Genomic DNA, 12,513 nt, shown 5'->3' on the forward strand with positions numbered 1-12,513 from the left:
TCACGTCTGCTCCCAGGCTTCCACTGCGGCCAGCTGCTTCGCCCCGCCCACAGCCTCCAGGTAGGCAGCGTGGTCAGCGGGACCGGTCACGTACTTCTCCATGAACCCGGCCACCGCCTCGTCATCGCGGGCTGCACCGATCCACTCCAGATGCATGGCGGTGTCATAGCCGTAGCGGGGGTAGAACGACGTGGGGTGGGCGCCGAACGGGGCTTCCACCACCGCGTCCACCATGAAGCCAGGCAACACCGTGCGGTCGGGATCGGCCCGCAGCACTTCAGAGTCCACGATCTCCTCAACGGTGACGATCACCGTGGTGGCTGCTTTGGGCATGATCCCCAGGTCGGGCCACAGCGCGGTGGGCTCGTAGCCGATGTTGCCAAACCGGTCGGCCTTGTGGGCGTGTACCAGGGCCACGTCGGGTACCAGCGCTTTGCAGGCCACCACCGACGGTCCGCCGAACGGGTCGTCGAGCATGACCAGGTTGTCGTTCACGTCAATCAGGTCGGTGCCGATAAGACCCCTGGTGGGCAGGAACGGCAGATTGCGAGCGCCCGCGCCCAGTCGGGCGTTCAGCGCCGTTTCTGACAGCTCCTCGACCCGGATCGCTCCTGCCTCCACTGCTTTGCGGTAGCGCTGGCACAGCCCGAACTGCTCCATCGACACGGCCGCGCCGATGAGGCGGTTCATGGCTCCAGCGGCAGCCAGCCAGTCCACCGGAATGCCTCCTACCAGGCACACCACACCGAGTTCCCGTCGTCCTTGGCGGATCAGCTCCCGCACCAGGGCCATCGGCGCGGCCTGGGTGGCCATGTTCTGGATGGCCACGGTTTGGCCGTCGCGGACCAGCGCGGCGGCCTCCGGCAGCGTGGTCAGCTTCTCTGCGCTCATAGCAGCTCTACCATCTCTCGTCCTCCGTGGAGCTCGATCACCTGTCCGGTTGCATAGTCGGAATCGGGCGAGGCCAGCCAAGCGCAGGCTCCGGCCACGTCTTCAGGAGTTCCGGCCCGCCCGATGGGGATCTGGGCCTCAATGCGCTCGATGATCTCCTCAGGGATGCCTAGCCCGGTGTCATCGTCGCGGGCGCCGGTGAGGCGGGTGCCGGCGATGTAGCCCGGGGCCACTGCGTTGACGTTGATCCTGTGTCGGGCCCACTCTCGGGCCAGTGATTTGGTCAACGCGATCACCCCGCCCTTGGCCGCGGAGTAGTTGGCATTGCCGGCGATGCCGTAGATCCCGTTGATGGAGGCCATGTTGACCACCTTGCGGTGGTGGACCGGCGGGTTGTCCCGGCTACCCCGCAGCAGCGGGAACGCTGCTCTGCATAGGTTGAACGTGCCCTTCAATGCCACATCGCACACCAAGTCCCACTGTTCGTCGGTCATGTTGTGGGCCATGGCATCCGCGGTGATACCCGCGTTGTTCACCAAGATGTCCAGGCTGCCGAAGGAGTCCTGGGCGGTGCTCAACATGGCGGCCACGTCGTTGTGGTCAACGACTGAACCTGGCGCGGCCACGGCTTGACCGCCGCCAGCAACGATGGCCGAGACGGCCTCTTCAGCGACTTCGCCGTCTACATCGTTGACCACCACCGCAGCGCCATCGCGGGCCAAACGAGCCGCCACCGCTAACCCAATGCCTCGACCAGCGCCGGTTACCAGCGCAACCCTCTCTCTCAACATCGCTTACCCATCCGAGGACAAGACCGACGAGGGTCGGGGGGTGGCGCCGCAGGCGGACCTGGCCGCTCCGACGGCCAGGCCGCCGTAGGTGACAGGACCCGCCGGCCCGGACACTGCCAACAACCTGGGCAAGCGAGGCATCAAAAGCTTCTGGGCAGCCCGAAGGTCTCGGCGATGCTGTTCCTCGCCATCTCGTTGGTGATGGGGCCGATGCGGTAGAGGCGGCTGTCTCGCCAATAGCGCTGGGGGTGGGTTTCGAGGGCGTAGCCCATGCCGCCCAGCACTTGGATGGCGATGTCCGAGCATTTGCCGGCGTACTCCGAGGCCACCACCTTGGCCATGTTGGCCTCCCGGCCGCAGTCCTCACCCGACTCCGACTTCCAGGCCGCGTAGTAGGTCATCAACTCGGCCTGCTTCTGCATCATGGCCATGTCGGCCAGGTTCTGATGCCACACCTGGAACGAGCCGATCTTCTTGCCGAACGCCTCCCGCTCTATCAGATAGCTGAGGGTCTCCTCGATGCAGCCGTCGATGATGCCGGTACACAGGGCGGCCACCATGATCCGCTCGTTGTTGAGGGTGGACAGCATTTGGTAGAAGCCCTGGCCGGGTTGGCCCACCACGTACTCGTCGGGCACGAACACGTCGTCGAGGAACACCTCGCACGATCCCACCGACCTCATGCCCACCTTAGGGATCTGGTGGCACTCCAAGCCTTCCGCAGGGTTCTTCACCAAGAACAGGGTCACTCCGCGGGCCGGCTTGTCGGCGATGTCCTCGGTGCGGGCCATCAAGAACAGGTAGTCGGACACGTGGGCCGCAGTCGACCAGATCTTCTGGCCGGTGATGCTCCAGCCGCCGTCCACCTTGGTGGCCCGGGTTTTCATGGCCCCCATCAGGTCGGTGCCCCCGGACGGCTCGGTGACGGCGATGGCCACTCGGATCTTGCCCTCGGCCAGCTGGGGGATCAGCTCCTCGCGGGCCACGTCGGTGGCGAACTTGTTGATCGACTTGGCGCAGAACGAGGAGATGCCGAAAATCCAGGTGAGCCCGGCCAGCGAGCGGGCCAGCTCCCGGGTGAGGATCATCTGGGTGACCACGTCGCCGCCCTGGCCGCCCAGTTCGGGAGGCAGGCCGATGGCGTGGAACCCGGCGTCGGACATCTTGTCCCACAGCTCGAACGGGTACTCGAACTCCTGGGCCTCGTAGTCGCGGGACGCATCCTTGTTGCATTCCTTCTCGACCCAATTGCGGACCGTCTCCTGGAACATCGTCTGCTCGTCGGTGAGGGTGAACTCCATGTGCTTGGTTGCTCCTTGTAATTCCTGTCGTCTAAGTGTCTCAGTCTGAGGTCAGTGGTGGGGGTCGATAGCTAATTCAGTACCGCCAGCCGTCTCCGAAGGTGGGGATGCGGCGGCCCAGGATGTCCTCCACGCAGGTGAGGGCGGCCCGGGCCGAGCGGTCGGTGCCGATGCCCCGGCTGCGGAAAGTCTCGCTGGCGAAGTACAGGCCGTCCACGGTGGGGGCCCGCCAATGGGGCCGGAACTTGCCCACCAGCATGGGCTTTTGGGCGACGCCGAACGCCGGGTCGAACACGAACAGGCGCCTCTTCCACACATGCTCGGCCAGACCGGGGTACATCACGTAGAGGCCCTGTTCGAGGCGGTTGTACATGTCCTCGATGTAGCGCCGGTCCCGCCCCTTGGAGCCGGGGACGATGCCGCCGGTGCAGTAAAGGTGGAGTCCGTTGGGGATGCCCTGGGGGTCCATGGCCGCCTGGTCGTACATGTAGCCCGGCGTGGGGCTGTGGGGGGTTTCCAGCCAGGTGGCCAGCTCCCGGGGGTCGAACATGGTCACCGGCTCTTCGGTGGCGAAGTAGAGGTTGAGCATGGTCACCCGGTACTGGTCCTGGGCCAGGTAGCGGATCTGGCTGGTGTACCAATCGGGCAGCTCCCACTCGGGCACCACGTTGAACACGTTCCACACCGGCAGGGTTGAGATGACCGCGTCGCACTCGATCACCTCGCCGATGTCCCAGTCGTTGGGCACGGTGGGCTCATGGGGGATGGACACCCCGACCACCGCCCCGTTCTCGATCAGCACCCGGCCGGCCGCGGTCTGCATTCGCAGCTCGCCGCCGTGCTCGGTGAACCCGTCGGCCAGGTCTTGCCACATGCCGTCCCAGCCCTGGCCGGGCCAGCACGAGTAGGCGGCCATGTGCCGCTCCTCGTAGTGCATCTTGCGCACCCACAGGTTGTCGCTGGCCGAGTGGTCGTACCACTCGTCGGTCATACACTCCAGCACAGCGATGAACTCGTAGAGGTCGTAAACCCCCTGGTCGGAGGTGTACTGGGCCAGCCATTCCCGCATGGGGCGGTCGTCCCACTCCTCCAGCTCGTCCCATGTGCTCTCAGTGATGGCCTTGATGACCTTCTTGACCTCGGTCTTGTCGGGATAGCGGTCGCGGATCGACCCCCAAGTCTGGGTCTCGTTGTCCCAGATCGGCATGTCGTGAGAGACCTCACCGTGGATGAGTTCCTTGCCGACGTGCTCGAACACCTTGGTCAGACCCGAGCCGGGATCCTCGATGAGGTGCCCGCCGAGGTTCACCTTGAAGCCCTCGTCGTCCACCGCCAGCGCTCGGCCCCCCAAGAAAGGGGACCGCTCCAGGAGGGTGACCGATTTGCCCTCAGCCGCCAGAAGAGCCCCGGCGCTCAGCCCGGCAGCGCCGGCGCCGATGACGACAACGTCGCATTTGGTCATGGGGGGATACTAAGAGCGGACGGTGTTGGGAGGCACGTTATGAAGTCAGCCGCTCAGGGGCCAGCATCCGACTCAGCGCATCCACTGTGGCCTGTGGGCCGACGTCGTCGCCCACATGGGCGCCGGTGAGCAGCACGATGGGCAGGTCGACGCCCGCCGCCCGGTAGGCGTCGATTCGCTCAGCGAGCATGTCGGGTCCGAGGGCGCATTGAGCCAGGACGGCCTCATCGGGCACCAGCGACAACGCTCGTGCGCGGTCGCCCTTCTGCCAGGCCTCGGCGACTTCGGGCAGGTTGTCGAACGTGCCGACGAAGGCGGGCTGGTGCGTGGGGACCATGGAGTAGGCGAGCACTTGGCGGCGCATCCGCTCCAGGGCTTGCTCGGGATCAGGACCGGCGTAGGCCCAAAACGAAAGCATGGTGGCAACGTCGGACGCATCGCGCCCTGAGTCTGTGGCCGCGGCCTCGACGATGTTCCGCTTGGGAGTTACCTCAGACGGCGGGCACCACGTCATAAACACTGCATCGGCGACCTCGCCGGCCACGGCCAGCATCCGGGGATTGATGGCCCCCAGCCAGACGGGTACATCCACCGCGGGCAAATCGAGCCGGAAGCCGCGGGATCGGAACCGGGGGCCGTCGTGGTTCAGCTTCTCCCCGGCCAGTGCAGTCCGGAGCAGGCTAATGAATTCCCGCACCGTGGCCAGAGGCTGCTCGAAGTCGCCGCCGTGCCAGCGCCCGACGACAATCGGGCTGCTGGCCCCGATGCCGGCCACTATCCGTCCGGGGGCCAGCGAGGCCAAAGTGGCGAAGCCCATGGCCGTGAGGGCGGGGGAGCGGGTGTAGGCGGCCACAATGCCCGAGCCCAGCCGGATGCGCTCGGTGCGGGCGGCCATTGCCCCCAGGGTGGCGAACACCTCGGGACCGGCCACCTCGCCCACCAACGCAGTGTCGATGCCAGCCTGTTCTGCGTCCACCACTAGATCGGTAAGCCATCCGACGGGCAACCCATCTTCCACCGGCATGGTGATGGCCACGGGAGATCTGGCCATGGCGAGTAGTGGCCTACTGCGTTCTGCCGGAAACTGGGGACTATCCGGAGTACCGCCCGTGGAGCTCGTCGGCCAGGGGCTGGTTCTCGGCGTTGTCGGGGTGGGGGAGCCACTCCTCGCCGACCGACAGGTAGCGGGTGGCCAGCTCGATCAGCGGGCCGTGGGCCTTGCTGGGAGGGATGAAGTTCCACTTGAGCCACGGCTGGGTGTCGGGATGGCTGGGTTCCTCCATGACCAGCGGGATGTCGGCGTCGCGCACTCCGTCGATCATGGTGTCGAAATCGTCAGAGCAGAAGGCGATGTGGTGGACGTACTCGCCCTTCTTGGCCAACACCTTGTCGGGCCAGTGTCCCGGCTCAGCGGGCGACCACAGTTGGATGGACACGCCGGTGGGGTCGGGGTTCTGGAAGGTGACCCACGCCATCGGGGTTCCGTCCATGTCGTCGGCGCCCTCTCCCCGGGTGACTTTCATGGTATGGCCCGGTGCCAGCACCTCGAGGATCTGTCGCCAGTCTTCCTCCGCCTGGGCCAGGTCTTTCACCAGCAATGAGATGTGGTCGATATGGATGCCCATTTGCTTCTCGGCCTCCTTGGGGATCTCCCTGGCTAAGCAGCCAGGTTCTCGATGATGGTGGCGTTGGCCAGACCGCCGCCCTCGCACATGGTCTGGAGCCCGTAGCGGCCGCCGGAGCGCTCCAGCTCATTGAGCAGCGTGGTCATGATCCGAGCGCCGCTGGCCCCCAGCGGGTGGCCCAAAGCGATGGCCCCGCCGTTGACGTTCACCTTGTCCATGTCGACGCCGGTGTCCTTGGCCCAGGCCAGCACTACCGAGGCGAAGGCCTCGTTGCACTCGAACAGGTCGATGTCGTCGAGTTCCATGCCGGCGCGCTCCAGCACCTTGGCGGTGGCCGGGATGGGGCCGGTGAGGATGAGCACCGGGTCGCTGCCCACCACCGCCATGGTGTGGATCCGGGCCCGGGGGGTGAGGCCATGCTCCGCCACCGCTTTCTCGGAGGCGATGAGCAACGCAGCTGAGCCGTCGGTGATCTGGCTGGAGTTGGCCGCAGTCAGGGGGCCATGTTCGGAGAACGGGCGCAGCTTGGCCATCTTCTCCATAGAGGTATCGGGCCGGATGCCCTCGTCGCGGGCGCATTCGCCCACCGCTAGGACCTCCCGCTCGAAACGCCCTTCTTCCCAGGCCCGGGCCGCGTTCTGATGGCTGCGCAGGGCCAGGCCGTTCATGTCTTCCAACGTGACGTCCCACCGTTCGGCGATGAGATTTCCGCCTCGGAACTGGTGGACTTCCTCGTCTCCAAAGCGGTTGGCCCAGCCGTCGCCGTCGAAGGGATAGCGCATGCCCAGATCGGGGCCCACATCGCCCTGGCTGTTGAGGTGAATGAGGCTCATGACCTCCACCCCGCCGGCTACCACCAGATCTTGAGTGCCCGACATGATGCCTTGGGCTGCGAAATGAACTGCCTGCTGAGACGACCCGCACTGGCGGTCGATGGTCACTGCCGGGACGTGCTCGGGCAGACCGGCCGACAGCCACGCGTTGCGGGCCACGTTGAACGCCTGAGCGCCGATCTGGCCCACGCAGCCCATGATGCAGTCATCTACCGCGGCCGGGTCCACGCCGGTGCGCTCGATCAGCCCGCTCAGGATGTTGGCGCCGAGATCGGCCGGGTGGAGGTGGCTCAGCCCCCCGCCGAATCGGCCCATGGGGGAGCGAACTGCGTCGATGATGTAGGCGTCGGCCATGTCTGTGCTTCCTGGTTCTTCTTCCGGATTCCTTGGTTGCTGTTCCTTGTTGGGCCGGGGCTGTTCAGCCCACAGCCCGCTCAGCAGCGGCCACGGTGTTGGCCATCAGCATGGTACGGGTCATCGGCCCCACCCCGCCGATTCGAGGCGAAAGCCAGCCCGCCACCTCGGCCACGTCGTCGTCCACATCCGACACCAGCTTGCCGTCGGCGAAGCTCACCCCAGCAGCCACCACCGCGGCACCAGGCTTGACCATGTCAGCCTTCACCATGCGGGGCGCCCCGGCCGCAGCGATGAGGATGTCGGCGTTCTTGGTATATCGCGAGATGTCGCCCGCCCCGGTGTGCACCACAGTGACCGCGGCATTGGCATTGGGCCGCTTCAGCGACAGCAAGTTCGCCAGCGGCCGCCCAATGGTGAGACCTCGGCCGATGATCACCACATGCTGGCCGGCGATGGGAATCTCGTAGCGCTCTAACATCAGCTGAATACCTCGCGGCGTGCAGGCCAGCGGTGCGTCCACTCCCTGCACCAACCGCCCCAAGTTCACCGGGTGCAGCCCATCGGCGTCCTTCTCCGGCAGCACCCGCAACAAGGCGGTCTCGTAGTCGAGGTCGCCGGGGAACGGGTATTGCATGATGTAGGCGTCCACCGCCGGGTCGGCATTGAAGTCGTCCACCACGGCGTCCACTTCTTCCTGGGTGGCATCGGCAGGCAGGTGCACCTCTCGAGAGCCCATCCCCAGTTCCTCGCTGTCGCGGTGCTTCATGGCCACGTAATTGGCCGATGGCCCATCGTCACCCACGAGCAATGTGCCCAACCCCGGGGTCTTGCCCTTCTCGGCCAGCGCAGCAATCCGCTCCCGCAGGCCTTCCTTGATCTCAGCCGACAGCATTTCGCCGTCCAATTTGATAGCAGTCATCGTCCGGAATTCTCTCGCAAACGCTGCGGTTTCACAATGACCTTCTAGCTATCGGTTGATCGGACCGTACGATGGCGACATGAGCGCGGAACAAGTGGGAACGGGTCAAAGGAGAGGATCCGGGGAAGCTTGTGCCTGGGTGGTGCGAGGTGAGCCTGGGGGTGGTGAGTTGGAGGGTGGTACGTCTTTCGTGGATTTCAACCTTGACAATGATGTCGTGACCCTTGGGTGGGGGGACTGGGCTGTCGATGCCCCCGTCGCAGCCTTCAATGATATGGAGATGCTCGACAGATGCACCCAACAATGGAGCGCGATCAATTGGGAGCCAGATTGGAAAGAATCGTTCAAGAGGGAAGCCCCATGGTGCATCTGGCGGTTCTGCAACGAGATTTACATCGGCGACATCGTCGTGCTGCCTCCAAAGGGGGAGAGGTGGATCGCCATCGGAGAAGTGACCGGTGCTGCGGAACGGGACGGGAGTCAGGATCCCGGTGCCCGCCTATATCGACCAGTTAAGTGGCTGGCCAAGAGGAAATCACGGGTGGTTGTCCCCGGTGACCTCTTGAGTTCCATCAACTCTCAAGGGACGATATTCCGACCAGGAGCAGACGACCATTCCCGCAGAACCAAATTCTTTCGGGCACTCCAAGATCTTGTGTAGATCAATCGCTTCTCTGGGCCAGTTCGACCTGATTCATCTCGCGGTGCCGACGGAGTTCGGTAAGTGAAGCCTGTTCTAGGTCACGCTGTGACGTACGTTATGTCCTAGGAGTACGTAAGACTCGAAACAGGGTATGGCCGTGCAATTCCTTGCCGATTCTGAAACCAGCCGCAGACTTCGCGAGGTGCTCGATGCTGCCGAAGCAGGGAAGGCAGCGGGGGTCGAGCGCCGGGGTAGTCGGGTTGCGCTGGTAGAGCGAGACCGTTTGCACGGACTATTGGCCGATTCTCGGCAGTTGGGCAGGCCGGAGGCGATGGCTGAAGCAGACGGGTGGTCTGTCTTTTTGCCCGGTACCCCAGTTGCAGCCGATGGGGCCGACTTTGAGGAGGCCGTCGAGGAATTCATGAGGGCCCTCCGTGAGTATTCGGAAGACTGGGAGGACCGGCTCAGGATGGTCGCCAACCACGAGCACCTTTGGCCGCTTGTGCTGTTCGTGGCTATGAGCTCTGATTCTGAGCTAGCCAGTTGGGTATACGGCAAGGAGTCTTGAGTTCTTCGGCGCCCGTCCCGCGTAACCATGCTGGCTCTTGCGAAGTTAAGGGTTGGAGGCTGGTCGGCTCAGACGCTGGCAAGCGCAATGCGCTAGGCGGCGACAGCTTCCGTTGGACCTCGAGCGCGATCTCGGTCGATTGCGCGGTGGGGGGATTTCAGCTTGCGCCGCCCGGTGCCGTCCTTGATCACCGTGTAGCCCTGTTTGTGGACTTTCCTGTGGCACTTGGGGCATAGCAGCACCAGATTGGTGATGTCGGTGGGGCCGTTGTTGTCCCACCAGATGATGTGGTGGGCGTCGCAGGCGCTGGCTCTCATGCCACAGCCGATGCATTTTTTGTCGCGGGCGATCAGGGCGAGCTTCTGGGCGGCTGTGACGGCCCGCTGTTTTCTTCCCATGTAGAGCGGTTGGCCGTCGGCGGCGAAGATGGCGGGCACGATGCCGGCGTCGCAGGCGATATGGCGGAGGTCGTCAATGTCGATGGGGGTACCGTCGATGAGGCCGGCATTCTTGAGTTGGCCGGTGAGGGTGTCGTAGTCGACGGAGACGATCAGCGTGGTGGCCTGGGGGGCAATTTCGGAGCCGACGTGGTGATCCTCGGAATCATCGCTGGACACAGCGTCCGAATCGTCGACGGGGGAGCAACTGTTGCCGTTGGAGTTGGCATCGGAATTATCGGCTCGGGCCGGTTGCTGGGTGATGAGCGCGACCAGGGCATCGGCGTTGCGCTGCTCGTGAGTGCGGTCGCTCCCGGACTTGGCATCCTCGCGAAAGAGGCGATCGCTCAGGTCGTAGAGAGCGGTCTTGACCCGCTCCCCGGCGATGCGATCAAACTCTGCATGCAGAACGACCATTTCGTCGTCGCCGTCGAACACTTTGCCGTTGCGCCGCTCGCGCTGGCGCTCATGGCGGGTCAACCCGTCGTCGGCCCGGCGCTGGTCTTCGCTGCGGGCAACAGTCTTCTTGAACTCGTCGAGGTCCTCGGAAATGGCCACGACGACCAGCTCCAACTCCTCGTCCTTGGACAACGGCGCCCGCAGATGCGACTCGCCCATCACTCGAGCGTGATCGATAGAAATCCACCCCTGCTTGGCAGCCTCCAACGTGTCGGGCAACGCCTTAAGGGCATTAGAGGTCTTGGCCTGCTGGCGAGCCTTGTGGCGACCGAGCCCGAATTGACGGCACAACTCCTCAACCGCATCCTGCCCCTCCAGATCCCCAAACCGGCCCAACAACGCCGTCAGATAGCCATCCAACTGCCGCCGGGCGCTGTCGGCCTGGAGGATCAACTTGACCAAATCACCGGACCCCAGCCCGTCGAATTTAGCCAGCTGAACATTCACGGTTGCGCTTCCACAGCCCCGTGGCTCACCCCTAGTTGTTGTGGCATTTGCCCTGGTGAGAGCCCCTAAATCCATGCCCTCAGTCTACCGACGCCAGTGACAGTATCCCCTGGAATAGCTCATATATGATCAGAACATAAGGTGGATCGGTGCGATCACTTCCCGCCAAATCGCCATTTGGATCAAGGATTGGGCAGGGTCCGGCGCATTTGCCGACGGGGCTCGCCGGTGGGGTATGTTGGGTGGGTGAAGAAGCTCATCTCTCTCTCTCTCTCTCTCTCTCTTCTCGTTAGCTGCGGCTCCTGTCGCCGCGGCTGACGAGGGAGTCTGCCCGCCGGGATACGGGCATCACGAGTTCAACGGGATCGACAATTGCACTGCGCCGGGGAGCGTCAACGGGCAGTACCCCTGGGAGGCGTGGCGGGACTACGGCCAGCCCCAGGGCGATCCCCAGCCCGGCGTGGAGGTGGAGCAGCCCCAGGGCGATCCCCAGCCCGGCCCGGAGGTCGAGTCTGGCCCGGAGGCCCAGCCCCATGAGGAGCCCGCCATCGTCGAGGTGCCCCAGCCCGTCGAGGTGCCTGAGCGGCGGGAGCCGCGGGAGCCGCAGGCACAGCGGAACGTGCCGCAGACCGTGAATTGGGGCACTTGGGGGAATCCGCCCGCGAACTCGGGCGGCTGCAACAACGGGTGGCGGTACGAGTCCACGACTTCGACATGCCACGCCGACCTCAGCAACCCCAAAGCGGACGGGTGCCGCGGACCGCACTGCCGCATCACGCCGGTCAATTGCAACCAGGGCAGCCGGAGCGCCACGGAGAAGGCGGAACTACGCAAGCTGCACTATTGGTGGGGCGGGGCCTGCACCGACGCGCCGGCGTGGTGGGGGACGTGTCCGACGAGCAAGAGTGGCTGCTAGCTGTGCGGCGGCTGGCCATCGTTGATCTCTAGCGTCTCGATCTGCACGTCGAGGCCGTTGGCGAGGTCGGTGGCCATCGCCCGGACGGCGACGGCGGCGAGCTTGAGGGGCTGGGGCAGGCCCTTGAGGACTTTCGCTTCGCCGAGAACAGGCTCGGGAGCAGAGAAGCCAATAAACCGACGAGGAGTGGGCGGAGTATACGCAGAGACTCTTGGAGCAACTCATAGAGGAGCACTCTGCGGAGCAGTAGTTTGACCTGCTCAGGGGTCAGCAGGAGACTTGCGGGGGTTCTATAGACAGTCTGAGAGTCCAGAAGATTGTTGGCATCGTGAGGCTGTCAGGTGATCCTGACACTCATGGGTGTGATCGCTGCTGATGCATTATCGGCTGACCCCTTAGAGGCACTGCGGGAGCTTGCTCGCAGTGAGCCAGAATTGGAGCGGTTGCGCCGTGACAAGGTTCGGGCGGCCCGAGCTGCCGGAGCCACTTGGGAGCAGGTTGGCGATGCGCTTGCAGTGAGCCGCCAGTCGGCTTGGGAGTATTTCACTGCTCGAATTCGACAAGAACTGGCGGACAATGCCAATGCCAACGCCGAGTTGTCAGAGGTTGAGGCAATGCAGATGGCAGTAGACGAGGTGCGGACGGTTCGACGGCGTAGACGGCACTGAGCGGCGAAGGTGGTGCTAGACGAACTGCTCTACGCAGCAGCCAAGCAGCTCAGTGTTGCCCCACTTGGTTGATCAGTTGTCCTGGCAGACCGGCCCAGAGTCCGTATCTCCATGAGATGGCAGGACGCAACCGGCGGCATCGACCCTGGCCTCCTTCTTTAGGGCGTCGATGCGGGCGCGACGCTCAGGGTTGATT

Annotated in this window: 13 protein-coding genes; 3 read left to right on the forward strand and 10 right to left on the reverse strand. The window is 64.5% G+C overall.

What is annotated here, in order from left to right; all coding sequences use genetic code 11:
• The 8 genes from ACOGI7_RS05655 to ACOGI7_RS05690 form a co-directional block, all read right to left on the reverse strand.
• Complete coding sequence (locus ACOGI7_RS05655; RefSeq protein WP_419850935.1) at positions 1–891, reverse strand: CoA transferase subunit A; 891 nt, start codon at positions 889–891, stop codon at positions 1–3.
• The gene (locus ACOGI7_RS05660) at positions 888–1,682 is read right to left on the reverse strand and encodes a glucose 1-dehydrogenase (protein ID WP_419850936.1); all 795 of its coding nucleotides are present in this window, start codon (positions 1,680–1,682) and stop codon (positions 888–890) included. Before ACOGI7_RS05660 ends, ACOGI7_RS05655 begins: the two co-directional genes overlap by 4 nt.
• Before the next feature lie 140 nt (positions 1,683–1,822).
• Positions 1,823–2,983 (reverse strand): acyl-CoA dehydrogenase family protein, encoded by a 1,161-nt coding sequence (locus ACOGI7_RS05665; protein ID WP_419850937.1) that lies wholly within the window; start codon positions 2,981–2,983, stop codon positions 1,823–1,825.
• Positions 2,984–3,059: 76 nt separating this feature from the next.
• On the reverse strand, positions 3,060–4,445 hold the full coding sequence (locus ACOGI7_RS05670; protein ID WP_419850938.1) for a phytoene desaturase family protein: 1,386 nt from the start codon (positions 4,443–4,445) through the stop codon (positions 3,060–3,062).
• A gap of 37 nt (positions 4,446–4,482) precedes the next feature.
• Entirely contained in the window at positions 4,483–5,496 is a 1,014-nt protein-coding gene (locus tag ACOGI7_RS05675) for an LLM class flavin-dependent oxidoreductase (protein ID WP_419850939.1), read from the reverse strand.
• A gap of 40 nt (positions 5,497–5,536) precedes the next feature.
• The gene (locus tag ACOGI7_RS05680) at positions 5,537–6,070 is read right to left on the reverse strand and encodes a VOC family protein (RefSeq protein WP_419850940.1); all 534 of its coding nucleotides are present in this window, start codon (positions 6,068–6,070) and stop codon (positions 5,537–5,539) included.
• A 32-nt stretch (positions 6,071–6,102) separates the two neighbouring features.
• On the reverse strand, positions 6,103–7,257 hold the full coding sequence (locus ACOGI7_RS05685; protein WP_419850941.1) for an acetyl-CoA C-acetyltransferase: 1,155 nt from the start codon (positions 7,255–7,257) through the stop codon (positions 6,103–6,105).
• A 64-nt stretch (positions 7,258–7,321) separates the two neighbouring features.
• A complete protein-coding gene (locus ACOGI7_RS05690) occupies positions 7,322–8,179 on the reverse strand; it encodes a bifunctional 5,10-methylenetetrahydrofolate dehydrogenase/5,10-methenyltetrahydrofolate cyclohydrolase (RefSeq protein ID WP_419850942.1) in 858 nt (285 codons plus the stop codon).
• A 79-nt stretch (positions 8,180–8,258) separates the two neighbouring features.
• On the opposite strand from ACOGI7_RS05690, the gene ACOGI7_RS05695 reads away from it, so the two are divergent.
• Together ACOGI7_RS05695 and ACOGI7_RS05700 are read left to right on the forward strand one after the other, a co-directional pair.
• Positions 8,259–8,840 carry a hypothetical protein gene (locus tag ACOGI7_RS05695; protein WP_419850943.1) on the forward strand — a complete coding sequence of 194 codons (582 nt, stop codon included), beginning with the start codon at positions 8,259–8,261 and terminating at the stop codon, positions 8,838–8,840.
• 313 nt (positions 8,841–9,153) lie between these two features.
• Positions 9,154–9,390: a hypothetical protein gene (locus ACOGI7_RS05700; protein ID WP_419850944.1), complete on the forward strand. Its 237-nt coding sequence runs from the start codon at positions 9,154–9,156 to the stop codon at positions 9,388–9,390.
• Positions 9,391–9,482: 92 nt separating this feature from the next.
• On the opposite strand, the gene ACOGI7_RS05705 is transcribed toward ACOGI7_RS05700, so the two are convergent.
• Positions 9,483–10,733: a DUF222 domain-containing protein gene (locus ACOGI7_RS05705; protein WP_419850945.1), complete on the reverse strand. Its 1,251-nt coding sequence runs from the start codon at positions 10,731–10,733 to the stop codon at positions 9,483–9,485.
• A 289-nt stretch (positions 10,734–11,022) separates the two neighbouring features.
• On the reverse strand, positions 11,023–11,268 hold the full coding sequence (locus ACOGI7_RS05710; protein ID WP_419850946.1) for a hypothetical protein: 246 nt from the start codon (positions 11,266–11,268) through the stop codon (positions 11,023–11,025).
• Positions 11,269–11,990: 722 nt separating this feature from the next.
• Here ACOGI7_RS05710 and ACOGI7_RS05715 point away from each other — a divergent pair.
• The gene (locus ACOGI7_RS05715) at positions 11,991–12,317 is read left to right on the forward strand and encodes a hypothetical protein (protein ID WP_419850947.1); all 327 of its coding nucleotides are present in this window, start codon (positions 11,991–11,993) and stop codon (positions 12,315–12,317) included.
• Positions 12,318–12,513 lie beyond the last annotated feature (196 nt).

The sequence above is a fragment of the Candidatus Poriferisocius sp. genome (assembly GCF_965204145.1).
Lineage (GTDB): Bacteria > Actinomycetota > Acidimicrobiia > Acidimicrobiales > Bin134 > Poriferisocius.

What these genes read in the sequence shown, in the direction of transcription:
- ACOGI7_RS05680 (WP_419850940.1), bottom strand. Translation starts at nt 6,070, where the DNA reads ATGGGCATCCATATCGACCACATCTCATTGCTGGTGAAAGACCTGGCC.
- ACOGI7_RS05710 (WP_419850946.1), bottom strand. Translation starts at nt 11,268, where the DNA reads ATGGGGCTGGGCCTCCGGGCCAGACTCGACCTCCGGGCCGGGCTGGGG.
- ACOGI7_RS05700 (WP_419850944.1), top strand. Translation starts at nt 9,154, where the DNA reads ATGGCTGAAGCAGACGGGTGGTCTGTCTTTTTGCCCGGTACCCCAGTT.
- ACOGI7_RS05690 (WP_419850942.1), bottom strand. Translation starts at nt 8,179, where the DNA reads ATGACTGCTATCAAATTGGACGGCGAAATGCTGTCGGCTGAGATCAAG.
- ACOGI7_RS05685 (WP_419850941.1), bottom strand. Translation starts at nt 7,257, where the DNA reads ATGGCCGACGCCTACATCATCGACGCAGTTCGCTCCCCCATGGGCCGA.
- ACOGI7_RS05665 (WP_419850937.1), bottom strand. Translation starts at nt 2,983, where the DNA reads ATGGAGTTCACCCTCACCGACGAGCAGACGATGTTCCAGGAGACGGTC.
- ACOGI7_RS05670 (WP_419850938.1), bottom strand. Translation starts at nt 4,445, where the DNA reads ATGACCAAATGCGACGTTGTCGTCATCGGCGCCGGCGCTGCCGGGCTG.
- ACOGI7_RS05695 (WP_419850943.1), top strand. Translation starts at nt 8,259, where the DNA reads ATGAGCGCGGAACAAGTGGGAACGGGTCAAAGGAGAGGATCCGGGGAA.
- ACOGI7_RS05660 (WP_419850936.1), bottom strand. Translation starts at nt 1,682, where the DNA reads ATGTTGAGAGAGAGGGTTGCGCTGGTAACCGGCGCTGGTCGAGGCATT.
- ACOGI7_RS05655 (WP_419850935.1), bottom strand. Translation starts at nt 891, where the DNA reads ATGAGCGCAGAGAAGCTGACCACGCTGCCGGAGGCCGCCGCGCTGGTC.
- ACOGI7_RS05675 (WP_419850939.1), bottom strand. Translation starts at nt 5,496, where the DNA reads ATGGCCAGATCTCCCGTGGCCATCACCATGCCGGTGGAAGATGGGTTG.